This window comes from uncultured Aggregatibacter sp., from assembly GCF_901873365.1.
Taxonomy (GTDB): Bacteria; Pseudomonadota; Gammaproteobacteria; order Enterobacterales; family Pasteurellaceae; genus Aggregatibacter.
In genome coordinates, this window is record NZ_CABFLM010000022.1 from 32088 (window position 1) to 58389 (window position 26302).

A 26302-nucleotide genomic window follows, 5' to 3' on the forward strand; every position below is an offset into this window, starting at 1 on the left:
TAACATTTAAAGTTTATTATAAAGAAGTGATTTTTTAGCTTGTATAAAACAAGGCCAAAAAATTGTGCGCTAGTTTACTGCTTTTTAAGAAAATTTCAATGAATGGCATGATAAAATCGGTAGAAGATTTGGCGTTCCTCTCGTTAAATTTCCTACACGGTGGTACAATCGCGACTTAATTTTATTCGCTAAGAGATACGTTATGTCCCGTCAGAAAAAGACCCGTCGCGTGACGGATATTATGCCGACCCGCAAAACCGATAAAAAACCGACCGCACCACGTTCAGGTCGTCAGTCAACGCGTTATGAACTTGATGCAAAGGCGCGTGAAGAGAAGAAAAAACGCAAACACAAAGGATTAGCCTCAGGTTCCCGCCATAGTGCGGTGAATGCGAAAGCCGAAAATCAAGCGTTGGAGATGAAAGATCCGCGCATTGGCAGTCGTAAAAAAGTGCCGTTGATGGTGGAGTTCGTCAATAAACCGCAAAAAGCGCAAGCAGAATCAGCTGCAAAATCTGAGCCAAAAGCAACCTTGGATCCGATGCTTGAATTAGAACAATTGGAGAATAATGAATGCTTAAATCACTTGTTGGATCAACTGGAAGAAGGCAAGCAATTGTCTCTCAAAGATCAGCAATTTGTGGATGAGTGCTTAGCACGAGTCGCGCAATTAATGGAAGAATTAGGTATTGTAGAAGACGAGGAAAACGCCGAAGATTTATACCGCACTTTTGAGACAATCAACATTAACCAATTCAAATAAACCCGTTATTTATTATGTGGAAGACAGTATTATTGCTTGTGGCAGTTTGTATCATTGTGGGGATGATAGGCTATGCCACCTATTTATTGCTTGCCTTGCAAAAGCAAAAAAAGGCGTTGCAACAAGCTCGCCGAAACCGAATCAATCGTATTAAGGAAAGCATCGAAATCATTGCCAAAGCCATGCTGAATGACGATTGCAATCTTTCCGAGGGCGTGTTGCGCCTGAAAATGCTATTAGAACCGGTGGGAATGAGCATTAAAAACCATGTTACCATGCTACAGTTATACGAAGTGGTTGAAACGATGCCGACACATGAGGCGCGCAACGCATTAAAAAAGAACGAACGTATGCGTTTAGATTTGCAACGTGAAAGTGCTGAAGCGGCACTTGAAAAAAACATTAAGTTGGAGTTACATCAGCTATTGGCTGATATTGAAAAATTATAAAAAATATTGGGGGAAATTTAATGTCCGAGATTATTTGGGATTTGGCATTAATTCAGAAATACAATCAATCCGGTCCGCGTTATACGTCTTATCCGACAGCATTGGAATTTAATGAACATTATACGAACGAGGATTTTATTGCTGCTACACAGCGTTATCCTGACCGCCCGCTGTCTTTATATGTACACATTCCGTTTTGTCATAAACTTTGTTATTTCTGTGGCTGTAATAAGGTCATTACCCGCCATCAACATAAAGCGGATATCTATTTAGATTTTCTTGAAAAAGAAATTAAAGCGCGGTCGAAATTATTTACAAACCGTGTGGCGACCCAAGTGCATTGGGGTGGTGGCACACCGACCTATTTAACGGAAGTTCAATCGGCACGTTTAATGAATATGCTACGTGAACACTTCAAGATCGCTGACAATGCAGAAGTGAGTATTGAAATGGATCCGCGTGAAATTGAGCTTTCCATGCTGGACCATTTGCGCAACATTGGTTTCAACCGTATTAGTATGGGCGTGCAAGATTTCAATAAAGACGTGCAAAAAGCGGTGAATCGTGAGCAAGATGAGGCATTTGTCAATGCTTTATTGGTGCGCGCCCGTGAGTTGGGTTTCCAATCGACTAATTTGGATTTAATTTACGGTCTTCCGTTGCAAACCGTAGAAAGTTTTATGTTCACATTGCAAAAAGTGATTGAGCTCAATCCTGATCGTCTCAGTGTGTTTAACTATGCCCACTTGCCTAGTCGTTTTGCCGGTCAGGCGAAAATTAAAGAATGGCAATTACCTAAACCGGAAACCAAGCTGGAAATTTTGCAAAAAACCATCGAAACCTTGGGCAATGCCGGCTATAAATTTATCGGTATGGATCACTTTGCGAAACCGGATGATGAGCTTGCCATTGCACAGCAAAAAGGCATTTTGCATCGTAATTTCCAAGGTTACACCACACAGGAAGAATGCGATTTGCTGGGATTGGGTGTGTCGGCTATTAGCTTGTTAGGCGACACCTACGCACAAAACCAAAAAGATCTGAAAACTTATTATGCCCATGTGGAGGAAAATGGCATTGCCTTACACAAAGGCTTGGCGATGACAGAAGAAGATTGCCTGCGTCGTGATATGATTAAACAATTAATTTGTAACTTTAAATTAGCGTATGCGCCATTAGAAAAACAGTACAACATTAACTTTAAACAACACTTTGCAGAAGATTTAGCGTTGCTAGCGCCTTTGGCAGCCGACGGTTTATTAGAGATTGGCGATGAACAAATTGTCGTTTCTCCGAAAGGCCGTTTGTTGATTCGTAATATTTGTTTGTGTTTTGACACTTACTCTCGCGTACAAGCCAAGCAACAGCAATTCTCGCGGATTATTTAAGAAAAGCCGACATCGTATTTCCGGCTTGCTTTTTGCCGGGAAAAGAGTAAAATCCACAGGCTTTTTGTCTATATATACAGAGAAAAAAGTAAGTTTAACTCTCATTTAACTTTCGATATTTGAGAGTTTTCTTTTTGTAATCAAATAATTAGAGGAAGGTTATGGTAACCATTCGTTTATCTCGTGGCGGAGCTAAAAAACGCCCATTTTACCAAATCGTAGTTGCTGACAGCCGTTCACCACGTGACGGTCGTTTCATTGAGCGTGTTGGTTTCTTCAATCCAATTGCACAAGGCAATGCAGAACGTGTTCGTATCAATTTAGACCGTGTTAACCACTGGGTTAGCCAAGGTGCTTCATTGTCTGATCGCGTTGCGACTTTAGTAAAAGAAGCGCAAAAAGCTGCGTAATTTTGCTTTTTTGAGGTGATGAATATGCAACAACAAAGAATCGAAACTGTCGGAAAATTAGGTTCGACTTATGGTATTCGCGGTTGGTTACGTATTTACTCATCCACAGAACAAGCTGAAAGTATCTTTGACTATCAACCTTGGTTTTTGAAAATCAAAGGGCAGTGGCTGCCAACCGAATTGGAAAACTGGCGTCATCATAATCACGAACTGATCGTTAAATTAAAAGGCGTGGATGATCGTGAGGCGGCGCAAACTCTTGCCAATGTGGAAATCGGTGTCGATTTATCGGTATTTCCAACCTTGGAAGAAGGGGATTACTACTGGCACGATTTAATCGGTTGTGCGGTGGTGAACCTAGAAGGTTATGCCATGGGAACCGTGACTGAAATGATGGAAACCGGTTCCAATGATGTATTGGTGGTAAAAGCCAATGTAAAAGATGCTTTCGGGAAACAAGAGCGGTTAATTCCGTTTTTGTATGAACAAGTAGTTAAAAGAGTCGATCCCGCCACTAAGACGATTACAGTGGATTGGGACGCTGGTTTCTAATCTCAGGTATGCCGTAGCGCTTTGCGGTAACATTAAACATAAGGCTCAAAAGTTAAGGCTAAATTATGTGGATTGGGGTAATAAGTCTGTTCCCTGAAATGTTTAAAGCAATTACGGAATATGGGGTAACCGGCAGGGCTGTTAAGCAAAACCTGTTACAAGTGCGGTGCTGGAATCCAAGAGATTTTACGCACGATAAGCATAAAACCGTGGATGACCGTCCTTATGGCGGAGGCCCGGGAATGCTGATGATGGTGCAACCGTTAAAGGATGCTATCGATTCAGCAAAAGAAGTCGCAGGTGAAGGTGCAAAAGTGATTTATCTCTCGCCACAAGGTCGTAAACTCGATCAACAAGGTGTAGAGGAATTAGCGCAGAATCAGAAATTGATTTTGTTATGCGGCCGATATGAAGGCATTGACGAGCGTTTGATTGAAACGGTTGTTGATGAAGAATGGTCAGTAGGTGATTATGTCCTCACCGGCGGTGAATTGCCGGCAATGACGTTAATTGACGCAGTTGCCCGATTTATCCCAGGTGTGCTTGGTAAACAAGCTTCCGCTGAGGAAGATTCGTTTGCCGACGGATTACTGGATTGTCCGCATTATACGCGTCCTGAAGTGCTTGATGGATTAACCGTGCCACCCGTGCTGATGTCGGGACACCATGAGGAAATTCGCAAATGGCGGTTAAAACAATCGTTATTGAGAACATGGTTACGACGCCCTGAGCTACTGGAAGGCCTAGCTCTGACTGACGAACAACGTAAGCTATTAAAACAGGTGAAAGCCGAATATAACAGTAAACTCAGTTAATTCTAGGATCAAAAAGGATCAAAAATGTCTAACATCATTAAACAACTTGAACAAGAACAATTAAAACAAAACGTACCAAGCTTCCGTCCAGGTGACACATTAGAAGTGAAAGTATGGGTTGTTGAAGGTAGTAAGCGTCGTTTGCAAGCATTCGAAGGCGTGGTTATTGCAATTCGTAACCGTGGCTTGCATTCTGCATTCACCCTACGCAAAATCTCTAACGGTGTTGGTGTTGAGCGTGTATTCCAAACTCACTCTCCGGCAGTGGATAGCATCGTAGTGAAACGTAAAGGTGCGGTACGTAAAGCGAAACTTTACTACTTACGCGCACTTTCCGGTAAAGCAGCTCGTATTAAAGAGCGTTTGGGCGAATAATTTCGTACATTTAGAAGAATCTGCACGCGAAACGTTAGATAACATAAGTAACGGACTAAGGTGCAGATTTTTTTATTTGTTACGTCCGACTATCGCCTCAGCCACAGGATTTTCTTTCTCTCTTTTCTTCCTATTCTCTCACTTGTTTTCTCCTTAAATCACGTCATTAATGCTTTTAACCTATTGATAAGTTTTGATTTACAAATCATTGAAGAGGGTTATAATAAATGCGACTTATTATCAGTTAAAGAAAATTCCTATTCACAGTTTTCTTTTACTTATTTTTTCGAGCCTATTCAAAGGAAAAACAAATGCCGCAGATTTTTGACTTTTTACAAAAGTACAGTGATTACATTATTATCGGTTTATTGCTTTTTATGAGCGTCTTAATGCTCGCCATGGTGATTGAGCGTTTTATTTTCTTAGCCCGCGTTAAAGTCAGTCAATATTCCACCATTCATGCACTTGAAATTGATTTAAACCGCAATCTCACTGTCATTTCCACCATCGGCGCGAATGCACCTTATGTTGGTTTGTTAGGAACCGTTATCGGTATTCTTTTAACCTTTTACCAAATCGGTCAAGCCGGTGGCGAAGTGAATGCCGGTGAAATTATGATGCATCTATCTTTAGCGCTAAAAGCGACCGCACTTGGTATCTTGGTGGCAATTCCGTCCATGATTTTCTATAACGCATTAGGGCGTAAGGTTGAAGTTAACCGTTTGAAGTGGAAAGTCTTAAATTCTCAAAAATATAAAGAAGAAACCGAAGCATAAGGAATTCCTGTGAAAAAGTTTGATGAAATCAACATTATTCCGTTTATTGATATTATGTTGGTGTTGCTTGCTATCGTGTTGATTACTGCTTCTTTTATTTCACAAGGAAAAATCCAAGTGAATGTACCGAAAGCAAGTGCTTCTGTGGCGTTTAAATCTAGCGAGCTGGCAAAATTATTAACCGTTACGGCAAAGGGTGAGCTGTTTTTTAATGACAAACCGACCACGCTTGAAGCGCTGGAGACTGAAATTGCCGGTTGGGATAAAACCCAAAAAGTGACCTTAAAGATTGATGCGGATGCCACATTCCAAGATTTTGTGTCTGTCACGGATTTATTGGCGAAAAATGACATTAAAGATGTCGCCATTGTGGCAACGAAAGATAAAGGTGGCGAGAAACCCAAAAACACGAATCCGCAGGCGCTCAAATCAGTGGAATCTCAAGGGACAAAACCTGCAGAACAAGCCGTCGGTGCCGGCAAGTAGGAGAATGTGAATGCAGAATGCAAAACGTTCACTCTTGAGCTTTCTCTTATCTGCTGCGATTCATATTGCGATAATAGTTTGGCTTTTTGGTAGCCATGTGAATACCACGGATACGAGTGCTAACAGTGCGACCGGTGAAATTTCAACCAGTATTTCCATGGAAATGATGATGGCCATGGTAGAGGCTGATCCGCCGCCGGTGGAAGAAAAAGCCCCGGAGCCGGAAAAACAGGAAACCGTTGAAGATCCAACCGTTAAACCGGAACCGCCAAAGGTTGAAAAACCAAAAGAACCGGAAAAACCGCAAGAGCCGAAAGAGAAGCCAAAAGAAAAACCTAAACAAAAGCCAAAAGAAAAACCGAAAGTTAAACCAAGCCCTGATGTGCCGATAGGTGACAGAACGGTTGAATCTAACGCTTCTGTGAATTCAAAGGCAACGACAACCGGTCCGGCAACGACGACGAATCCTAACTTAGTGGGAAATGGCGCCAGCGGCAGTGAGCTTGATGCTTATCGTTCTGCGTTGCGCCGTGAAATTGAACGACACAAACGTTATCCTGCTCGTGCGAAAATGATGCGTAAGCAGGGCGTGGTGACGGTTTCCTTTACTATTGGTGCAGATGGTTCTATCACCGGCGTAGCGATTGCGAAGAGTTCAGGGGTTGAAGATTTGGATAATGCAGCGTTAAGTGCGGTAAATAGCGCCAGATCGATTGGGCCTCGACCGGCAGGCATGGGCGCATCGATTTCTGTGCCGATTAGTTTTAAAATCGACTAGTTTTTCTGACGGATAAAAATATGCCTCAGGATTGTGTGACAACCTGAGGCGCATTTTTTTGCGGTTAGCCTTAAAAAGAAAAATAGGCTAAAATTAGGGCATTTTTAACCACGAGAAATTCCTTTATGTCAGTAAAAACTCTTGAAAATCAGACCGCACTTTTACAGCAACAAGAACAACAATTATGCGATGCGGTCAGTCTTGCCCTTGAAATCGCCCAAAAAGCCGGTGCGGCCGCCGAAGTGGGTGTGACGAAATCCGGAGGGTTATCGGTTTCTACCCGTTTAAAAGATATTGAAAACGTTGAATTTAATAATGATGGCGCATTAGGCATTTCAGTTTATTTAGGTCAACAAAAAGGCAATGCCTCCACTTCCGATTTAAGCCCTGAAGCCATTAAAAATACCGTAGAAGCCGCATTAGCGATTGCGAAATATACCTCACCCGATGATTGTGCCGGTTTAGCCGACAAAGCATTAATGGCATTTGATGCACCGGATCTAGATTTGTATCACGCGGCAGATATTGATGTGGATCGTGCTGCGCAGTTGGCATTAGAGACAGAAAACGCGGCGCTAGCATTTGACAAACGCATTGTTAACAGCGAAGGCGCGTCTTTCAATGCACATACCGGCGTGCGAGTGTATGGAAATAGCCATGGTATGTTGCAAAGTTATTTGTCTAGCCGCTATTCGTTGTCTTGCTCAGTTATCGCTGCACATGATGATCAACTGGAACGAGATTATGAATACACGGTTTCCCGTGATATTAATGCATTAGAAAATGCACAATGGGTGGGTGAAAATGCCGCACGAAAAACCCTTGCTCGTCTACAACCGCAAAAAATCGCCACGCAGCAAGCGCCGGTAATTTTCCTAAATGATGTGGCGACCGGCTTAATCAGCCATTTAGCTACGGCTATTAGTGGTGGCAGTTTATACCGTAAAGCCAGTTTCTTGCTAGATCATCTTGGCAAGCAAGTTTTGCCGGATTGGTTTCACATTAGTGAAAAACCGCATTTAATTGGCCGCCTTGCCTCAACGCCATTTGATAGCGAAGGCGTCAGAACGAAGGATTTGGAGATTATTCGTCAAGGGATTTTGCAAACCTATTTGCTCACCAGTTATAGCAGTCGTAAGTTGGGTATGCAAAGCACGGGACACGCCGGTGGCATTCACAACTGGTTGGTCCAGCCCAATTCGTCTGGAAAACTGACCGCACTTTTACGTGAAATGGGACGCGGGTTATTGGTAACAGAAGTGATGGGGCAAGGGGTAAATTTGGTTACCGGTGATTACTCACGTGGCGTCGCCGGATTCTGGGTGGAAAACGGTGAAATTCAATATCCGGTGGGTGAAATCACCATTGCTGGCAGATTGCAGGATATGTTACGTAATATTGTGGCAGTTGGGGATGATATTGAACATCGTTCAAATATCCAGACCGGTTCGATCCTGTTGGAAAATCTGAAAATTTCCGGAAATTAGATCCTATTTTATTAAATGATAATAATTCTTATTGAAAAAAATGAGATCTCTGATACAATGCATTCCATCTGTTAAGTATTGCAGTTAAGGTGATTGGTTTCATTTTAAAGTTTGCATCATGCTCCATAACAGGTAGAGTAAAAAGTAAATTCGTTAGGGTATTCAAAAGACTGAAGTTTAAACTTCAGTCTTTTTTTTGCTAAAATACCCGCACTTCACTCCCATTAAAAAGGCGATTATTTCATGAAAAAACATCACGTTGACATTCTTATTTCCGAACAGGATGTGCGCAGTCGCATTGCGGAATTAGGCCAAGAAATTACCAATTTTTATCAACATAAAAATATCCATACGCCATTGGTTGTTGTCGGCTTGTTACGTGGTTCTTTCATGTTTATGGCGGATTTAGTGCGCGAAATTCACTTGCCTGTGGAAATCGATTTTATGACTACATCCAGTTACGGTAATGCCATGAATTCCAATCATGATGTGCGTATCAGCAAGGATCTTGATGGCGACATTAAAGGCAAACATGTGCTGATTGTGGAAGATATTATCGATACCGGCTACACCTTACAAAAAGTGCGCGATATTTTAAATCTACGCGAGCCAAGTTCGTTGACCATTTGTACGTTATTGGATAAACCTTCACGCCGTGAAGTGGATGTGCCGGTTGATTGGGTAGGATTCACTATTCCTGATGAGTTTGTTGTCGGCTATGGTATTGATTACGCACAACGCCATCGTAATTTGGGTTACATTGGCAAAGTGATTTTGGACGAATAGATAAGACCAGCAGATGGGAACATCAACAGATGCTGATTTCCCATCTTCAATGAGGTGGATTAATAATCGCTATTATTGTCTTTAATCCCTTTCACAATAGCAATACCGGCACTGGCACCAATGCGTGTTGCGCCGGCTTCAATCATCGCAAGCGCTGTTTGCGTATCTCGAATCCCTCCGGAGGCTTTAACACCAATGTCTCCCACAACCTGTTTCATCAACGCGACATCTTCTACGGTAGCGCCGCCCCGATTAAAACCGGTTGATGTTTTAACAAAGGCGACCCCTAAGGCTTTACTGATTTCACAGGCTTTTACAATTTCCTCTTTTGTGAGCAAGCAGGTTTCTAAAATGACTTTTAACGGTTTACCCTGACAGGCAGTTAAGACGGCTTGAATATCTTCTTTTACAGCGACCCACTGATTTGATTTAATCCATCCAACATTGATGACCATATCAATTTCATCCGCACCGGCAGCAATGGCGGCTTGCGTTTCAAATACTTTGACCGAGGTTAGATTCGCGCCCAATGGAAAGCCCACGACAGTACAAATTTTTATCGGCGTGCCGGCCAATTTTTGTTTTGCCAAAGGAATATGACACGAGTTAATGCAAACAGAAAAAAATTGATATTCAATGGCTTCATCGCATAATGTCAGGATATCCGTTTCTGTTTTTTCTGCGGTCAGTGCAGTGTGATCAATGTAGTGAGCGAGGTGTTGTGCGTTCATTGTAAAAGCTCCTTTTATTGCAAAAAAATAGAAGTAAATTATAACGCAAAGACCTATCGGGGTTGTGATCTGGATGCTATTTTGTGTATTTAGCGATCATGAATGTGATGGTTCACATACACGTCAAAACGGTGATTCTTCGTTTCGCGCGAAAAGTGCGGTGCTTTTTGCGCGAGAAAATCAGCGTAGTCGGGGCGTTTGACCACGACGCGCTGACGGGCGAGTTGGAGTGCGGGCGCAAGTAGCTCGTCCGCGTCTAAATCGGCACCGACCAAATGTTGAAACACGCGCATTTCTTTTTTCACCAAGGCGCTTTTGGCTTTGTGTGGGTACATGGGGTCGAGATAGACCACATCCGCAAAATCCGTGTCAGGATTCAGTTGATTGATGTGTTGATAAGGCAACAGTTGCATATTTTGTTGTATCCACGGGCCGATTTCTTCGTCAGCATAAGCACGTTGCAAGCCATCTTGTAATAACAAACGTACGACCGGGTGGCGTTCAACCAGTTTCACTTGGCAACCTAGCGCCGCCAATACAAAGGCATCACGCCCTAAGCCTGCCGTCGCGTCAATCACCGTCGGCAAACTATCTTGTTTAATACCTACCGCTTTTGCCACCGCCTCACCGCGACCGCCACCAAATTTGCGGCGATGTGCCATAGCGCCTCCGACAAAATCCACAAATACCGCGCCTAATTTTGGCTCGTCTAATTTGCGTAATTCTAAGCGTTCCATGCCTTCCGTTTCCGTCCACACTAACGCCAATGGGCTGTTTGGATCGTGCATTAAGCCGGCTTCGGCAAAAAGTGCGGTGGGTTTTTGCGGTGTTTGGGTTTCGCAGAGCAGTTGGATGTTCATGTTTATCCCTTTCTCACTAACCACACGCCTGCTTCCATGTGTTCTGTGTAAGGAAACTGATCGAACAAGGCGGCTTTTTCAATGCGATGGGTTTGGCTGAGCGTTTTCAGGTTGTCGCACAACGTATGTGGATTGCAGGAAATATACAAAATGCGCTCATATTGTTGCACCAGTTTAACGGTCTCCACATCTAAGCCGGCGCGTGGCGGATCGACGAAAATGGTGTTGCATTCATAGGCTTTCAAATCAATGCCTTTTAAGCGATTAAATTCGCGCACGCCTTGCATCGCTTGCGTGAATTCTTCCGCTGACATTCGGATGATTTGTAAGTTGTTTATCTGATTTGCCGCGATGTTAAATTGCGCAGCGGCGACCGAAGGTTTGGCAATTTCTGTGGCCAACACTTTACGGAAATTTTGTGCCAGCGCGATAGAAAAATTGCCGTTGCCGCAATAAAGCTCCAATAAATCCCCTTGGCTATTGCGAGTGCAATCTACCGCCCATTCCAACATTTTGCTGTTTACTGCCGCATTTGGTTGCGTGAAGCTGTTTTCCACTTGGCGATAAATGTAGTCTTTGCCGTGCACGTGTAGGATTTCATCTACATAATCCTGTTCCAGACAAATTTTCTGTTTGCTGGCACGTCCGACAATTTGTACGTTAAAACCTTGCTGTTGGAGTTGTGAACGCAAGGTTTGCGCCGCGGTTTGCCAGTCTTCATCCAAGGTTTTGTGATACAACAAACTGACGATAATCTGTTGGCTTTGCGTGCTTAAATAATCGATTTGGAACAGTCTGTGGTGTAATATCATTTGCTGTTTTAACAACGGTAATAATGCCGTCATCATGCGATTAATCAGTTCGCTGGCGATAGGGAAATTATCCACCCGATAACGTTGTTTGCTCTGTTGATCGAACATGATGTGATAGAAATCATCGCCGTCATGCCAAATGCGAAATTCCGCACGCATACGGAAATGCTGCGTTGGCGAGGTGAACACCTGCAAATCAGGTGCAGCAAATGGTGATAAAAGTGCGGTCAGTTTTTGCTGCTTTTCAGCGAGCAATTCAGCATAACGATCAACGGGTAAATTAAGCATAGCATTCATGGAATTGGCAGTCGTAAAAACAAAAGGCTCGGAATCCCAAGCCTTCTGATTGTTATATTGGTGGTTTAGTCTGCGGCGTAATCGTCTAGATTATCTACGCCAACCACACCGGATAAGGTGTAAAGGCGTTTGTTGGTAGAGATACGATTGCGATATTTCTGCCAAGTTTTTTCGAAGAAAGTTTCCGCAGCACGTTCACCACGACAGAACGCCACAAAGTCTTTCTCTTCTTTGGTTGACGGTTTACGTTCGCCTGAATCTAATGCGCGGAAGGCTTGTCCGTATTGTTCTAAAGCTTGTGCTTCTTTGATGGTGTAATCACCGTGACGGGCAAAACCGCGCGGATAGTTTTTGTCGTCAAAAAAACGACGGGTTACGCTAAAACTCTCAGCCATATAATCCTCTAAAATGGGTATCGAAAATAAAATCGGCAGGCATTAAACCAATTTTTGTTTATTTTTGCAATAAACCTTTTACGGTTTGCACATATTCATCCACAAAACTGTTTTCATTATGGGCTAAGCCTTCCATATTCACGCGATATTTGCCGTTAACATAAAAATCCGGTACGCCGCGCACTTGGTATTTTGCTACTAAGTTTTGCTGTTTGCTGACCAAACCGTTGACGGCAAAGCTATTAATGCCACCATCGAATTGCTCAGCAGAAATGCCGTTATCAATGAAGATTTGACGAATGTCATCCATGGATTTTAATGCATTAGCCTGCGCCGCTTTAAATAATGGCATTCTGACTTTTTCTTCGGCGTTAATGGCTAAGGCTAATGCCCATGCGCGAGTGAGGTTTTCTGATTGACGACCTAAGAAGTCCACATGGTATTGTTTGAATGATGTGCCTTCAGGTAATGCCTCGGCAATTTTTTGCGGAATGTGATATTGCGTTTCAAAAGAATAGCAATGTGGGCAATAGAAAGAGAAAAATTCGATCACCTCAGGTTGTGCGGTGCGTTGTTGTCCTTCAATGACAAGATATTGTTTACCTTCCGTTAAATCCAACGCATGTGTAGAAAGCGAAAAGGCAGCAGCCATTGCTAAAAAGAACCATTTTTTCATGTGTCATCCTCAACTAATTGATTTATTTAATAATACCGCGTGCTTTTAATAACGCAGTTTTAAAGTCTTCTTCGTAATCTTTTTTAATGCCGGGAATCGGCTCGAATTTGTCTTTGCCGGCCATTTTTAAGTGATAAATAACGACTTCGTCAGGCAGTTCCGCAAGCGGTTTGTCAAACCCGGTTTCATCAGCGATTTTTTGTAAAATCTGCATTAATGAGAGATCGGCGTCTTTAGACCAATAAGGTTGTAAAAGTTCCAACACTTCATTCAGGCGATGACATTTCATACGCATTTCCTTATTATTGAAAAAATTAAGCAAGATCATACTGTAATTAACCTCGGAAGAAAATATGACAATGTCAATTAGTGCCGTCATTTTAGCCGGCGGACAAGCCAAGCGAATGGAGGGGGCGGATAAGGGATTGCAATTATTGCACGGTAAGCCGCTATTTCAATTTATTTATGATCGCCTACGTTTGCAGGTGGAACAGATTTCTATTAATGCTAATCGCAATCAGACAATTTATGCCACTGCAGGCGTGCCGGTGTTTGGCGATAATCTCGAAGGCTTTCAAGGGCCGTTAAGTGGGATTTTGACCGCATTGGAACGTGCTGACACGGATTTTGTCTTATTTGTTCCTTGTGATAGCCCATTCTTCCCGGATAATTTACTGGAAAAACTCAAAAGTGCGGTGGATTTTCACGGCGTTTCTATTGCGTATGTGCATGATGGCGAACGTGAACATCCTACGTTTTGTTTAATGGCGCGTAGCCTAAAAGACCAGTTGGCGACTTATTTAGCCTCCGGCGAGCGCAGAATGTTGCAGTTTATGCGTCAAAACGGGGCGGTGAGTGTGGACTTTTCCGAAAATAAACAGGCATTTACCAACATCAATACATTAGCGGATTTAACGTATTTTAACCAGCAGAAGGATTTTTCGGGGTTTATTGCTAAATAGGGGAGCTGCGTTATAGAATAACGGCTTATTTTTATTTATGGTTAAGTGAAATTTAAAGGTTTCTCATGTTAAAAAAAATTTCTGTTTGTTTTTTAATTGGCACGCTGAGTGCGTGTTCGTTTTCCTCTTATTTGCCTTTTTCTTCCGCGCATAAAAAAACGGTGATTAATTTAGAACAGTCGAAAATCGATAAAAAATCCTATGCCACGGCTTATGCGGCAACTGTTGAAACATATGAAGGTCGCGTTGATCGTGATTATTACGTTAATTCCTTTGCCAGTGGAGCAAACGACTGGTATTTAGGTCGAATTCTTGTGCCGGTGGAACAAATCAAAGAAAAATTACATAAAGGCGGACATGACTCGAATATCTATGCGTATTACAGCGGCGTGATCCATGCGGCGGCGTTACAAACCAATTTTGGTAAGCTGAATGCAAAATGCTGGAGCCATATTGACACACCAAGCGTGACCCAAGGTATTTATGATGCCATGTTAGATTTACAGCGTGGTAAAGTGCGGTCTGAAAATGACGAATATATCGTGCAAGGTTCCGAGGAATTACTCAAACTTTGCGGTGGCAAATAATCAAAAACTGTCGGTCTTTACCGGCAGTTTTTTGTATTTTAAACCTTGGCTGAAAGGTTTTTGCACTATTCAGCACCCGATTTATACCCTCGTAGAAACAAGGAGACAGAATGTTTAATTTACCCGAAAGTAACATTCATTTGGCGGCGAGTGCCGATAATAAACAGCAAGCCATTACGCTGGCGGCAAATGCCCTTGAACAGGCCGGTTATGTGGAAAGCGGTTATTTACAAGGCATGTTAGGGCGCGAACAACAAACATCGACCTTTTTAGGCAATGGCATTGCCATTCCGCACGGCACGTTAGAAACCCGTAGTATGGTAAAAAACACCGGCGTGCAGATTTTCCAGTTTCCACAAGGGATTGAATGGGGTGAGGGCAATATCGCTTATGTGGTGATTGGCATTGCGGCGCGTTCTGACGAACATTTGGCATTATTGCGTCAACTGACTCATGTTCTCGGCGATGAAGACACGGCTGCAAAATTAGCCACACTCACTGATGTGAAAAAATTTCGTGCGATTTTAATGGGTGAAGCGGACGAATTTAATGTGGTTGATGAAAATATCAGTTTAGATGTGGACACCAGCAGTTTGCTCACCTTAATCGCCATTAACGCCGGCAAATTAGAACAACAAAGTGCGGTCAATCATCAGTACGTTTCGGAAGTCATTGCCAATCCGGCATTGCCGTTGGCGCAAGGCCTATGGGTGACCGATGCCGCCGTAGGAAACCAAAAGAATGGGTTGGCGTTCAGTCGCGCAAAACAGGCGTTTAACTTAAATAATAAACTCGTGCATGGCGTGGTAACGGTGGCTTATGCCAACGAGCAAATTGACGAAGCTTTAGCCCGTCTGTTAGATGCCAAGGTACAGCAAATCTTGTTAAACGGCGACAGCGCACAGATTGCTGCAGCATTAAACGGCAAGGCGATTCCGCAAGCTACGACACAGGAGACATCAACTGCGTCTGCCGCGCCGTCTGTGGCTGCCGGTAGCGTCGTCGGCACCTTTACTATTCGTAACGAACACGGCTTACACGCCCGTCCAAGCGCTATTTTGGTTAACGAAGTGAAAAAATTCACCTCTAAGATTACCGTGGAAAATCTTACCCGAGCCAGCGCACCGGTGAGTGCCAAGAGCCTGATGAAAATTGTCGCCTTGGGCGTGACGCAGGGGCATCGTTTACGTTTTGTAGCAGAGGGCGAGGATGCGCAAGCCGCAGTGGAAGCTATTGGCAAGGTGATTGCGTCAGGACTTGGCGAAACAATTTCTGCCGTGCCACCAAGCGAACCGGACACTATTGAAGTGATGGAGCAAGTTGTACCAACCATTTCTGAGCCAACAACTTCTGCGCCAAGTGGTGAAAGTGCGGTGGAAAATCCGAGTGAATCCGTGGAAGGCATTTTTGAAGTAAAAAATGAACATGGATTGCATGCCCGTCCAGCGGCGATTTTAGTCAGTGAAGTAAAAAAATATAACGCCAATATTGCCGTACAAAATCTCGATCGCGATACGCCGTTGGTCAGCGCAAAAAGTCTGATGAAAGTGGTGGCGTTAGGTGTAGTGAAAGGCCATCGTTTACGTTTTTTGGCCACCGGGGAGCAAGCACAACAAGCTATTGAGGGTATCGGTGCAGCAATTAACGCAGGATTAGGGGAATAATGATGGCAAACGTCGCAACTATCACCTTAAACGCCGCTTATGACTTGGTCGGGCGTTTAAAACGTATCGAATTGGGCGAAGTCAACACCGTGGAAACCCTCGGGCTTTTTCCTGCGGGTAAAGGCATTAACGTAGCGAAAGTGTTAAAAGATTTGGGTATTGACGTCACGGTGGGCGGTTTTCTCGGTGAAGACAACCAAGGAGATTTTGTTGCCTTATTCGACAAACTGGGATTACAAGATAAATTCCAACGCGTGCCGGGCAAAACTCGTATCAACGTGAAAATTACCGAAACCGACGCGGATGTTACCGATTTAAACTTTTTAGGCTATGAAATTAGTGAAAGTGTGTGGCAACAATTTGTGGCGGATTCTCTTGCGTATTGCAAATCCTTCGACATCGTTGCCGTGTGTGGCAGCTTGCCGCGTGGCGTGACGCCGGACTTGTTTGCTGATTGGTTAAAACAATTGCATCAGGCAGGCGTAAAAGTCGTGTTAGACAGCAGTAATGCAGCGCTAACCGCAGGTTTAAGCGCACGGCCTTGGTTGGTGAAACCCAACCACCGCGAATTAGAAGCCTGGGTGGGTTATACCTTAAATTCACTGGAAGAAATTGTGTCTGCCGCCAAGAAATTAAAAGCACAAGGCATTGCCAATGTGATTATTTCCATGGGCGCCCAAGGTTCTGTTTGGTTGAGTGATGAGGCAATTATGCAGGCGCAACCACCGAGATGTGAACGTGTGGTGAGCACCGTCGGTGCCGGCGATTCTATGGTGGCGGGCTTGATTTACGGCTTAATCAACGGCTTTTCACAGCAAGAAACCTTGGCTTTTGCCAGTGCGGTTTCCGCTTTTGCCGTGTCGCAAAGTAACGTGGGCATTTCTGACCGCACTTTGCTTGAACCAATTTTAAACAATGTCAACATTACTGTCATTGAGGGATAATCTTATGCATATTTATTTGACTCCATCCGCTAATTTGGGTAACGCCAAAGCTTTTCTATTGCGTGAAATGCTAAGTAAAACTGCGCAAGCGCAACATGAAATCGTGGACAGTGCCGAGGCGGCGGATCTGATCATCGTTTTGGGGAATGTTTTACCCAATAATGCTCAATTCAATGGCAAAAAAGTGTTTTTGGCAAAAATTGACGAGCATTTCAACACACCCGAAAACCTGTTAGACACGGCCATTCAACAGGCGCAGGATTATGTTCCTCCTGCTGAAAGTGCGGTCGTTTCTAACGGTAAAATGAAAAATATTGTGGCGGTGACTGCTTGCCCGACAGGCGTAGCGCATACGTTCATGTCTGCCGAAGCCATCGAAACTTACGCCAAACAACAAGGCTGGCAGGTGAAAGTGGAAACCCGCGGACAAGTGGGTGCGGGCAATGAAATTACGGCAGAAGAAGTGGCGGCAGCGGATTTGGTGTTTGTGGCGGCAGATATTGACGTGCCGTTGGACAAATTCAAAGGCAAATTAATGTATCGCACCTCCACCGGACTTGCGTTGAAGAAAACCGCGCAAGAATTCGATAAAGCCTTTAAAGAAGCGAAAATTTACGAAGGCGGCGCAACGTCCGCGGCGAAAGCCGAAGAGCGCGGTGAGAAGAAAGGCGTCTATAAGCACCTGATGACAGGTGTATCACACATGTTGCCGTTGGTGGTGGCGGGCGGTTTGCTTATCGCCATTTCCTTCATGTTCGGTATTGAAGCGTTCAAAGACGAAAACATCGCGGGCGGCTTGCCGAAAGCCTTAATGGATATCGGTGGTGGCGCGGCGTTCCACTTAATGATCGCGGTGTTCGCAGGTTATGTGGCGTTCTCCATCGCCGACCGTCCGGGACTTGCCGTGGGGTTAATCGGCGGGATGTTGGCGACGACCGCAGGCGCGGGGATTTTAGGCGGAATTATCGCCGGCTTCCTTGCGGGTTATGTGGTGAAAGGGCTTAATAATGTGATTAAATTACCACCAAGCCTGATGTCCCTTAAACCGATCTTAATTTTGCCGTTATTGGGGTCTTTCATGGTCGGCTTATCCATGATTTATCTCATTAACCCGCCTGTCGCGAAAATCATGACGGCGTTGAGTGAATGGTTAAAATCCATGGGCGATGTGAATGCCATGGTGCTTGGCGTGATTATCGGCACCATGATGTGTATCGACATGGGAGGGCCGGTAAACAAAGCGGCTTATACCTTCTCCGTGGGCATGATCGCCTCTCAGGTTTACACCCCAATGGCAGCGGCAATGGCAGCAGGCATGGTGCCGCCAATCGGCATGGCGATTGCCACTTGGTTAGCGCGCAGTAAATTCACTTCTAATCAACGTGATGCGGGTAAAGCCTCTTTCGTGCTTGGCTTCTGTTTTATTTCCGAAGGGGCATTGCCATTTGTGGCGGCAGATCCACTACGCGTGATTATCAGCAGTGTGCTAGGTGGTGCAACTGCGGGCGCGATTTCCATGAGTTTAGGCATTACCTTGCAAGCGCCACACGGGGGGGTATTTGTGGTACCGTTTGTTTCTGAGCCGTTGATGTATCTTGCGGCTATCGCCATAGGTTCCGTCGTCACCGGTGTGATTTATGCGGTGATTAAACCGAAGGCGGAAGCATAACGTGGAACAAAGTGCGGTGGATTTTCACCGCATTTTTTATCTTATGAGGACATACTATGCCATTTAGTGAAGAGGAGAAACGTAGCCTTTTATCTGAAAAAGGTATCGGCGCAACGATCTTAAAGCGTTTAGAAGAAATGGGATTAGATGACGTCAAAATACTGGCGACAACTAACCCGGATTTTATTCTCCAAAGAGGCGCCGAAATCACAGGCTCAACCTGTTGGCGAAATAGCCCACAAGCCCGAAAGGCGATTGAAACAGCGGTAAATTGGGCGAAAGAACGCTCTCAAAAATAACCGCACTTTAGTGTCGGTTTCCAAAAGGCGGTTTAGCAAACCAAACCAAAATAAATAACACCAAAAACAGCACGGCGGATAACCAAAAAATCTCGTTGGCACCGAGGATAAACCCTTGCGATGTAATGTTACGGGCAAGCAGGGAAGAAGTTTGTTCTTCGCCCATGCCAAAACGCTCCATCATTTGGTAATACTGTTGTGCGGTCGGGTTATACGGCGTAATGGCTTCGGTCAGCTGTGAGTGGTGAACGGCTTCACGGTTATACCACAAGAATGTCGTAAGGGAAGTACCGATAGAACCGGCAAGGGTTCGTAAAAAGTTAAACAAACTGGAAGCGGAGGCCATTTTGTGTGCCGGTAAATCGGACAGCGTAATAGTCGTAAGTGGCATGAAAAAACAGGCGACGGCTAAGCCTTGTACCATTTGCGGCAGTGCTACATCGGCAAAACTCATACCCGGTTCAAAGGTAACGGCACGCCAATAAAAGGTAATAGCATAGACCACAAAACTGATTGTGACCAAAATACGCATATCGATTTTATGTCCAAACTTACCGATAAGAGGGGATAACAAAATCGGGAACAGTCCTACGGGGGCGGATGCTAAACCTGCCCAAGTGGCGGTGTAGCCAAAAACCTGTTGCAGCAACAAGGGAATTAACACCACGGAGCCGAGGTAAATTAAAAATGCCAAGCTGGTGGACAAACAGCCTACAGTGAAATTACGTTGCTTGAATAGGGAAATATCCACTACCGGGTTGTCGTCCGTCAGTTCCCAAATGACAAGTGCGGTTAAAGTAACGGCAGAAATAACGGCAAGAATAATGATTTCAGTGGAGTTGAACCAATCCTGCTCACGTCCTTGATCCAGCATTAATTGCAAGCAGCCTACGCCTAACACCAATAAGACTAGTCCAACCGTATCAATAGGTTGGTGCTGAATTTTACTTTCTCGTGGCATTAATATTTTCCAACTGGTACTGATAATGAACAGTCCAACGGGTACATTAATAAAGAAGATCCACCCCCAATGTAAATTATCACTGATCCAACCGCCGAGAATGGGACCGAAAATCGGTGCAACTACTATGGTCATTGCCCAAAATGCCAATGCCATGCCCCGTTTTTCCGGAGGATAGTTATTGAGTAGCAAACTCTGAGACAGCGGAATAATCGGGCCTGCTGCTAATCCTTGGAAAATACGGCACAGAATCAACATTTCCAAGCTATGGGAAATGCCGCATAACCAAGAGGCTAAAACAAAAAGTGCGGTGGAAATGAGGAATAATTTTACTTCCCCAAAACGTTTGGCAAGCCAGCCGGTAATAGGAATAGAAATCGCATTGGCGACGCCGAAAGAGGTAATCACCCAAGTACCTTGGCTGAACGATGCGCCAAGATCGCCCGAAATCGTGGGGATCGCCACGTTTGCAATGGTGGAATCCAATACTTGCATGAACGTGGCAAGAGACAGCGCCAACGTAATGATGCCAAGGGCAACACCTTCAATGGGTTTTTGCATGATGGGCAAGCCTTAGTTTGTGTTGTCGCGAATAATTTTTTCGATGAGATTTTCCACTGCACTTTGATCATAATTCAACGTATTGGTGGAATAGAGCGGCACAGTACGTTTTTGTTGCGATAACATTTCACCACGGGTATCTGAAATATTCACTTCAACCAAGGTAGATAAGCCCATACGCAACGGGTAGTTAGCGATTTGTTGTGCATCTAGGCTAATACGAACCGGCACGCGTTGCACCACTTTGATCCAGTTACCGGTGGCATTTTGAGCGGGGAGCAAAGAAAACGCGCTGCCGGTTCCCATTTCGATACCTTCTACTTTGCCATCAAATTTCACATCATGACCGTATAAATCAAAGGATAATTTCACCGGTTGACCGATTCGCATGTCTTTTAATTGTGTTTCCTTGAAATTGGCATCTACCCACATTTGTTCGTTGGAAACAATCGCCATCAGCGCGCTACCCACGGCAACTTTTTGTCCCACTTGTGTGCTTCGGCGCGCCACATAGCCATCGACCGGGCTGGTGATTTTTGTACGTTGTAAATTGAGCCATGCCTGTTTGACGGAACTGATGGCTTTTTGAATTTCCGGCTGTTCTTTCAGCGGCACATTCATTAATAAAGATTTATTAGCAGCAAGTTGGTTTTTCACGGCTTTTAAGTTGGCTTCCGCTGTCATTACCGCTTCTCTGGCGTGTTGTAGCGATTCTTTATCAATCGCTCCGCTTTTTCCTAACTGTTCACGACGCGCTAAATCGCCTTGTGCTTTTGTCAACGCCGTTTGGTTGGCTTGAACCGTTGCTTCCAGTTGTTTCACGGTGTAGCCAAGCTGCGACATTTGGCGTACTGCACTTGCCAAGGTATTTTGTGCTTGGCTGAAACTCAGTTGATAATCCGTGTCATCCAATTCAAGTAACACATCTCCCGCATGCACAAAATCCATGTTTTCTACGTTAATTTGTCGCACGTTTCCGGCAATTTGCGAAGAAATCATCACTTGGTTGCCGCTCACATAAGCGTCTTCAGTGGTTTGATAATTCTTAATAAAATAGAACCAATATAATCCGGCGAGGATCGCCATGAGAATAAGCAAAAAAAAGAAAATGCCTAAGGCTTTTTTGCGGGTCTTTTTAGACGTGGGGGCGGTTGGCTTGCTTGCGTCAGTCATTTATGTTCCTTTTTGATAGTTTTTAGAAATGATTATTAATAATTCCATCTTTATTATCTATCAATTCTATTCAATGTAACAATTAGCGCCATTATGTGCTTTTTTCTATACTTACGCCAACAAAAACGAACGAGATTAAGCATTGCATCGTTCATCTTTTATAAATTAACAAAGTAAAGTATAGGAGAACATATTATGTCAAAAACATTTATTGGTTTAGATACCACAAAATCTGAAGAATTAGCTGCAAAATTAAATGAATTATTAGCCACTTATCAAGTTTTCTACACCAACGTGCGTGGTTATCACTGGAACATTAAAGACGTGAACTTCTTTGAATTACACGCAAAATTTGAAGAAATTTACACTGATTTAGTGGAAAAAGTGGACGAAGTGGCAGAACGTATTTTGACCTTGGGCTACACCCCAAACAATGCGTTTAGCCAATATTTAAGCCATTCTCGTATTAAGGAAGATATTGCTGTGAGCACTGCAGTTGCTTGCTTAAGAGGCACACTAGAAGGCTTTAAAGTGTTACTGGCTCAACAACGTGAAATTCTTGCTTTGGCGGCAGATGCCGGTGATGAAGGCACCGTTTCACAAATGAGTGATTACATTAAAGCACAAGAAAAATTAGTTTGGATGTTCCAAGCCGCTTGCCAAACTTGTGCGAACTAATTTGCTCGATTAATTAAAGAAAACCTGCTTGATTGAGATTAAGCAGGTTTTTTTATGGACAAAAGTGCGGTGAAATTTTAGGACGGTTTATCAAATAAAAATCCTCTCATATTTCACCGCACTTTTTTGTTTCAATAAGTTGAATTGCGATTAAACGCATTGGGGAATGGTACTGTCGTTATTTGTGCGTTTGGATAAATTAAGGTTGGAAGGCGAAGAAAAGTTGATATAATCACGCCCTTATTCATTTTAACATTGTACAAGAAATAGACATTATGACGAAATTCACTTATTGGCAACGTGCGAAAGTTGCTTTTCAATACATTATGCCGCAACTGTATTTAACCCAATTAGCCGGTTGGTTTGCCCAACAAAAATGGGGTGCGGTAACACATTTCGTGATCAAGGCTTTCGCGAAGAAATACAACGTAGATATGAGCGAAGCAAAAAAAGAGAACTTTAGTGATTATGAAAGCTTCAACCAATTTTTTATTCGTGAGTTAAAAGACGACGCGCGAAAAATCAATGAAAATCCGACCGCACTTTGTTTGCCGGCGGATGGTCGCGTGAGCCAAATCGGGCATATCGACGATGAACGTTTATTGCAAGCTAAGGGGCATTTTTTCAGCCTATCTGATTTATTAGCCGGCGATGAAGAATTAGTTAACACCTTTAAAAACGGCGAATTTGCCACGATTTATTTATCACCGCGTGATTATCATCGTGTCCACATGCCGTGCGATGCGACCTTGCGCAAAATGATTTATGTACCGGGCGATTTATTCTCGGTCAATCCGTTCTTAGCGGAACACGTGCCAAATTTATTCGCTCGCAATGAACGCGTTATTTGTGTTTTTGATACAGAATTCGGCCCAATGGTACAAATCCTCGTGGGCGCGACCATCACTGCCAGTATGAGTACGGTTTGGGCAGGCGTCATTAATCCTCCGCGCACCGGTGAAGTCAAAGTCTGGACATATCAAGAGGACAACGGCATTAAACTTACCAAAGGTCAAGAAATGGGCGCATTCCAATTGGGCTCAACCGTCATTAACTTATTCCCGGCGAATTCCGTGACTTTAGCTGAACATTTAGAGGTGGACGTTCCGGTAAGAATGGGTGAAATCTTAGCCACGATGAAATAGTTTTATCAACAGAAAGGAAAACAACATGACAGCAGAATTTTTCAATCAAGTGACATTAGACGATACCGAAGCCAAAGGCAGTTACGGTATCGGTTTGCAAATCGGTCAACAATTATTGGATAGCCAATTAGCGGTGAAAGCAGAAGCGGTAGCAAAAGGGATTTACGATGTGTTAAATCAACAGGCGCCGGCATTAGATTTCAATGAAATCAGCCAAGCGTTGCAACAATTGCAACAACAAGCTGCGGAAGCCCAACAAGCGCAATTCAAAGAAATTGAAGCCGCAGGTAAAGCGTTCTTAGAGGCGAACAAACAAAAAGACGGCGTGAAAGTCACCGATTCCGGCTTACAATATGAAGTGTTAGTTGAAGGCAACGGCAACGTGCCATCGACAACCGATAAAGTACGCGTTCACTACACCGGCACATTACCGGACGGTACCGTATTCGATAGTTCCGTCGCACGCGGTCAACCGGCAGAATTCCCGGTTAACGGCGTGATCAAAGGTTGGATCGAAGCGCTTTCCATGATGCCGGTCGGTTCCAAATGGCGTTTGGCAATTCCTCACGAATTAGCCTATGGCGAACGTGGCGCAGGCGCAGCCATCCCACCATTCAGCCCATTAGTGTTTGAAGTGGAATTGTTAGAGATTCTTTAATTTATCCCTCTTATAAAAAAGCCACACGCGATATTGACGTGTGGCTTTTTTTATTCCTATTTGACGACGGTTCCCACAATACTTCGGGTAGTTTCCCGCACTTCAGTGAGTTGTACGCGAATTCGGTCGCCGATTTTGTATAACCGCTGATCTTTCACATAAAAAGCGATTTCATCAGGATTAATCACAACCTCTTCTTTATTGTCGTGCAGCGTTGAGGCGGGAATAAACATGGAAGCACCGTTTTCCAGCAATAACACGCGTAAACCGCCGCGGCTCACATCTTGCACTTCCGCGTCAAATTCCGGTTTTTCAGTGACTTTATCTGCCAAATAACGGCAATATAACCAATCGGCAATATCTCGTTCCACCAAACGATTTTGGCGACGAGCTTCCTGCAAGCGGGCAAGTACACTTTCTTCCGGTTTGGTGAAATCGCGGTTGGCTAAATGGGCTTTGATTAAGCGATGGTTCACCATATCCGAATATTTACGGATTGGCGAGGTCCACGTGGCATAGCCGTTTAAGCCCAGGCCAAAGTGCGGTGCCAATTCCACTTTAAATTCTGCAAAAGTGAGGAAACGGCGTAAACGGAATTCCAAATAATCTTCTTCAATCGGTTCAATATCATGGCGCATTTGGCAATAGCCGTTTAAGGTTGCCAGATTTTCAAGCGCATAACGGCTTTGTAATTCCGCTTTGTTTTCCTCATTGGCTAAATTGGCTAACAAGAAATGGTGGGCGTTTTCCAAGAACTTTTTATCGAATCCGCTGTGCGTGTTGAAGATGCCGCATTGCAAGTTTTCATGTAAAAATTGGGCAGCGCAAATATTGGCGATAATCATGGATTCTTCCACGATTTGGTTGGCAATACGACGGTATTCCGCTTTAATTTCTTGCACTTTGCCATTTTCTGCCAGCACGAAAGAATAATCCGGTTTTTCTTTAAAAAGTAGGGCGTGGGTTTTACGCCATTGCGTTCTGGTTAGGGTAAATTGGTGTAGCCAGTGAATTTGCTGTGCTGTTTCCGGATTTTCCGGCTGCCAAGCATTGTCTTTGCCTTCTAGGTAATCGGAAACATTGTTATAGGCTAATTTGGCTTTAGATTGCACTTCTGCCAATACAAATCGTGAAGGCGCGGTGATGTTGCCGGCTAAATCCGTTTGAATATAACACACCAATGCCGGACGGGTTTCGTGAGGTTTTAAAGAACAAAGTTCATCGGAAAGTTCGCGCGGCAACATCGGAATATTGAAGCCGGGCAAATAATTGGTGAAACAACGTTGTTTGGCGTCTTTTTCGATTTGTGAATTTAAACTGATGTAAGCCGTCGGATCGGCAATGGCCACCACTAATTGCCAGCCGGTTTGTTCACTGTTTGAGGTGATAGGTTCAATGTACAAGGCATCGTCCATGTCCCGCGTGGTTTCAGAGTCGATGGTGATGAAGTGAAGTGCGGTCAGATTTTCGCGTGTTTCTTGATCCTGCATTTCATAGTGATCTTGTCCTTGCACCGGTTCACGCGGTTGTTCGTGACGCGCAAGGGTCACCCACCAAGGTGCCAGTTCATCCTCGGAGTGGCAAATAAATTGAGTGATTTGCGCATAGAAAAAGCGATCGTCGCGCAAAGGGTGGGTTTTTAAGGTCGCCACAACCCAATCGCCTTCCTGTAATTCTTCTTTGACGGCTTTGCTTTGTGCGGCGCCAATGGGCTGATTGATGTTAGGGTGATCAACAAGCACCTGTAATTTCTTGTCTTTATTGAACCGCACTTTCGCGATAAAACGGGTAAGCATCGGCTCGATTAAGGCCTCCGGTTCGGCTTGTTCTTTATCCCCTTGTTTTTCGATCGTGGCGCTGATTTTGTCGCCGTGCATGACTTTTTTCATGGCAATAGGGGAAATGAAATAGCTTTTCTTGTCGCATTCCAAAAAGCCATAAGCCTTATCGGTGCTTTTTACTATGCCTTCCACGCGTTCTTTACTATCGTGAATTTGTTGTTTGAGTTGTGCGAGTAATGGATTATCTTGGAACATAATTATTCTTATCGTAGGGCAGAGTGGAGCCTGCCGAAATTATCATAAAATGGCGGAGTGAACTCCGCCTTACAAATAGAAAAGGCAGGTTAAAAAACCTGCCGATAAATAAAGGAAGAAAAAATTATT

At 44.1% G+C, this 26302-nt stretch carries 30 protein-coding genes; 21 read left to right on the top strand and 9 right to left on the bottom strand.

Translation table 11 applies throughout. The features are described 5' to 3' along the window. Positions 1-202 precede the first annotated feature (202 nt). The 12 genes from yihI (at position 203) to hpt (ending at position 9065) form a co-directional block, all read left to right on the top strand. The gene (yihI, locus tag QZ106_RS00550; RefSeq protein ID WP_295972934.1) at positions 203-763 is read left to right on the top strand and encodes a Der GTPase-activating protein YihI; all 561 of its coding nucleotides are present in this window, start codon (positions 203-205) and stop codon (positions 761-763) included. Between the two features lie 14 nt (positions 764-777). After that, the gene (locus QZ106_RS00555; protein ID WP_290521024.1) at positions 778-1212 is read left to right on the top strand and encodes a DUF2489 domain-containing protein; all 435 of its coding nucleotides are present in this window, start codon (positions 778-780) and stop codon (positions 1210-1212) included. Positions 1213-1232: 20 nt separating this feature from the next. Then, a complete protein-coding gene (hemN, locus tag QZ106_RS00560; protein WP_295972938.1) occupies positions 1233-2600 on the top strand; it encodes an oxygen-independent coproporphyrinogen III oxidase in 1368 nt (455 codons plus the stop codon). A 161-nt stretch (positions 2601-2761) separates the two neighbouring features. Continuing rightward, on the top strand, positions 2762-3010 hold the full coding sequence (rpsP, locus tag QZ106_RS00565) for a 30S ribosomal protein S16 (RefSeq protein WP_006719370.1): 249 nt from the start codon (positions 2762-2764) through the stop codon (positions 3008-3010). A 24-nt stretch (positions 3011-3034) separates the two neighbouring features. After that, entirely contained in the window at positions 3035-3562 is a 528-nt protein-coding gene (gene rimM / locus QZ106_RS00570; RefSeq protein WP_295972946.1) for a ribosome maturation factor RimM, read from the top strand. Between the two features lie 65 nt (positions 3563-3627). Next, positions 3628-4377 carry a tRNA (guanosine(37)-N1)-methyltransferase TrmD gene (gene trmD / locus QZ106_RS00575; protein WP_295972949.1) on the top strand — a complete coding sequence of 250 codons (750 nt, stop codon included), beginning with the start codon at positions 3628-3630 and terminating at the stop codon, positions 4375-4377. A 24-nt stretch (positions 4378-4401) separates the two neighbouring features. Beyond that, a complete protein-coding gene (rplS, locus tag QZ106_RS00580) occupies positions 4402-4752 on the top strand; it encodes a 50S ribosomal protein L19 (protein WP_021615897.1) in 351 nt (116 codons plus the stop codon). A gap of 311 nt (positions 4753-5063) precedes the next feature. Continuing rightward, positions 5064-5528, top strand: coding sequence for a TonB-system energizer ExbB (gene exbB, locus QZ106_RS00585; RefSeq protein WP_209364349.1), 465 nt, complete (start codon positions 5064-5066; stop codon positions 5526-5528). A 9-nt stretch (positions 5529-5537) separates the two neighbouring features. Beyond that, positions 5538-6014 carry a TonB system transport protein ExbD gene (gene exbD, locus QZ106_RS00590; RefSeq protein ID WP_295972958.1) on the top strand — a complete coding sequence of 159 codons (477 nt, stop codon included), beginning with the start codon at positions 5538-5540 and terminating at the stop codon, positions 6012-6014. A gap of 10 nt (positions 6015-6024) precedes the next feature. Further along, entirely contained in the window at positions 6025-6792 is a 768-nt protein-coding gene (locus QZ106_RS00595) for an energy transducer TonB (RefSeq protein WP_209364351.1), read from the top strand. Positions 6793-6917: 125 nt separating this feature from the next. Then, positions 6918-8279: a metalloprotease PmbA gene (gene pmbA, locus QZ106_RS00600; RefSeq protein ID WP_295972962.1), complete on the top strand. Its 1362-nt coding sequence runs from the start codon at positions 6918-6920 to the stop codon at positions 8277-8279. Between the two features lie 243 nt (positions 8280-8522). Beyond that, positions 8523-9065 carry a hypoxanthine phosphoribosyltransferase gene (gene hpt, locus QZ106_RS00605; protein ID WP_021615902.1) on the top strand — a complete coding sequence of 181 codons (543 nt, stop codon included), beginning with the start codon at positions 8523-8525 and terminating at the stop codon, positions 9063-9065. 59 nt (positions 9066-9124) lie between these two features. Here the strand turns inward: hpt and deoC are convergent, their stop codons facing one another. The 6 genes from deoC to QZ106_RS00635 all read right to left on the bottom strand — a co-directional run bounded on the left by deoC (position 9125) and on the right by QZ106_RS00635 (position 13125). After that, positions 9125-9796: a deoxyribose-phosphate aldolase gene (deoC, locus tag QZ106_RS00610; protein ID WP_295972968.1), complete on the bottom strand. Its 672-nt coding sequence runs from the start codon at positions 9794-9796 to the stop codon at positions 9125-9127. Between the two features lie 89 nt (positions 9797-9885). Further along, on the bottom strand, positions 9886-10656 hold the full coding sequence (locus tag QZ106_RS00615; protein WP_295972969.1) for a class I SAM-dependent methyltransferase: 771 nt from the start codon (positions 10654-10656) through the stop codon (positions 9886-9888). Between the two features lie 2 nt (positions 10657-10658). Next, positions 10659-11765: a tRNA (uridine(54)-C5)-methyltransferase TrmA gene (gene trmA, locus QZ106_RS00620; RefSeq protein ID WP_295972972.1), complete on the bottom strand. Its 1107-nt coding sequence runs from the start codon at positions 11763-11765 to the stop codon at positions 10659-10661. Positions 11766-11830: 65 nt separating this feature from the next. Then, positions 11831-12160 (bottom strand): DUF413 domain-containing protein, encoded by a 330-nt coding sequence (locus tag QZ106_RS00625; RefSeq protein ID WP_295972973.1) that lies wholly within the window; start codon positions 12158-12160, stop codon positions 11831-11833. 58 nt (positions 12161-12218) lie between these two features. Further along, on the bottom strand, positions 12219-12836 hold the full coding sequence (locus QZ106_RS00630; RefSeq protein WP_295972974.1) for a DsbA family protein: 618 nt from the start codon (positions 12834-12836) through the stop codon (positions 12219-12221). A 22-nt stretch (positions 12837-12858) separates the two neighbouring features. Next, positions 12859-13125, bottom strand: a complete 267-nt coding sequence (locus QZ106_RS00635) for a YihD family protein (RefSeq protein ID WP_295972980.1) — start codon at positions 13123-13125, stop codon at positions 12859-12861. Between the two features lie 64 nt (positions 13126-13189). Here QZ106_RS00635 and mobA point away from each other — a divergent pair, with 64 nt between their 5' ends. The 6 genes from mobA to QZ106_RS00665 all read left to right on the top strand — a co-directional run bounded on the left by mobA (position 13190) and on the right by QZ106_RS00665 (position 18961). Next, a complete protein-coding gene (mobA, locus tag QZ106_RS00640; RefSeq protein WP_295972983.1) occupies positions 13190-13798 on the top strand; it encodes a molybdenum cofactor guanylyltransferase MobA in 609 nt (202 codons plus the stop codon). 65 nt (positions 13799-13863) lie between these two features. Continuing rightward, on the top strand, positions 13864-14385 hold the full coding sequence (locus QZ106_RS00645) for a hypothetical protein (RefSeq protein ID WP_295972986.1): 522 nt from the start codon (positions 13864-13866) through the stop codon (positions 14383-14385). Positions 14386-14495: 110 nt separating this feature from the next. Beyond that, positions 14496-16049, top strand: a complete 1554-nt coding sequence (fruB, locus tag QZ106_RS00650) for a fused PTS fructose transporter subunit IIA/HPr protein (RefSeq protein WP_295972988.1) — start codon at positions 14496-14498, stop codon at positions 16047-16049. A 2-nt stretch (positions 16050-16051) separates the two neighbouring features. Further along, entirely contained in the window at positions 16052-16993 is a 942-nt protein-coding gene (gene fruK / locus QZ106_RS00655; RefSeq protein WP_295972991.1) for a 1-phosphofructokinase, read from the top strand. Positions 16994-16997: 4 nt separating this feature from the next. Next, on the top strand, positions 16998-18662 hold the full coding sequence (locus tag QZ106_RS00660; RefSeq protein ID WP_295972993.1) for a fructose-specific PTS transporter subunit EIIC: 1665 nt from the start codon (positions 16998-17000) through the stop codon (positions 18660-18662). Between the two features lie 56 nt (positions 18663-18718). After that, a complete protein-coding gene (locus QZ106_RS00665; RefSeq protein WP_295972995.1) occupies positions 18719-18961 on the top strand; it encodes a recombinase RecA in 243 nt (80 codons plus the stop codon). A gap of 7 nt (positions 18962-18968) precedes the next feature. Here QZ106_RS00665 and QZ106_RS00670 read toward each other — a convergent pair whose 3' ends face one another. Both QZ106_RS00670 and QZ106_RS00675 read right to left on the bottom strand, forming a co-directional pair. After that, positions 18969-20483: a DHA2 family efflux MFS transporter permease subunit gene (locus QZ106_RS00670; protein WP_295972998.1), complete on the bottom strand. Its 1515-nt coding sequence runs from the start codon at positions 20481-20483 to the stop codon at positions 18969-18971. Positions 20484-20495: 12 nt separating this feature from the next. Beyond that, positions 20496-21656, bottom strand: coding sequence for an EmrA/EmrK family multidrug efflux transporter periplasmic adaptor subunit (locus tag QZ106_RS00675; RefSeq protein ID WP_295973001.1), 1161 nt, complete (start codon positions 21654-21656; stop codon positions 20496-20498). Positions 21657-21851: 195 nt separating this feature from the next. On the opposite strand from QZ106_RS00675, the gene QZ106_RS00680 reads away from it, so the two are divergent. The 3 genes from QZ106_RS00680 to QZ106_RS00690 all read left to right on the top strand — a co-directional run bounded on the left by QZ106_RS00680 (position 21852) and on the right by QZ106_RS00690 (position 24137). Then, positions 21852-22334 carry a Dps family protein gene (locus QZ106_RS00680; protein ID WP_295973003.1) on the top strand — a complete coding sequence of 161 codons (483 nt, stop codon included), beginning with the start codon at positions 21852-21854 and terminating at the stop codon, positions 22332-22334. Positions 22335-22609: 275 nt separating this feature from the next. Further along, complete coding sequence (gene asd / locus QZ106_RS00685) at positions 22610-23479, top strand: archaetidylserine decarboxylase (RefSeq protein ID WP_295973005.1); 870 nt, start codon at positions 22610-22612, stop codon at positions 23477-23479. A 25-nt stretch (positions 23480-23504) separates the two neighbouring features. Then, positions 23505-24137 carry an FKBP-type peptidyl-prolyl cis-trans isomerase gene (locus QZ106_RS00690; RefSeq protein ID WP_295973008.1) on the top strand — a complete coding sequence of 211 codons (633 nt, stop codon included), beginning with the start codon at positions 23505-23507 and terminating at the stop codon, positions 24135-24137. Between the two features lie 56 nt (positions 24138-24193). Here QZ106_RS00690 and rnb read toward each other — a convergent pair whose 3' ends face one another. Continuing rightward, positions 24194-26173, bottom strand: a complete 1980-nt coding sequence (rnb, locus tag QZ106_RS00695) for an exoribonuclease II (protein WP_295973010.1) — start codon at positions 26171-26173, stop codon at positions 24194-24196. Between the last annotated feature and the right edge of the window lie 129 nt (positions 26174-26302).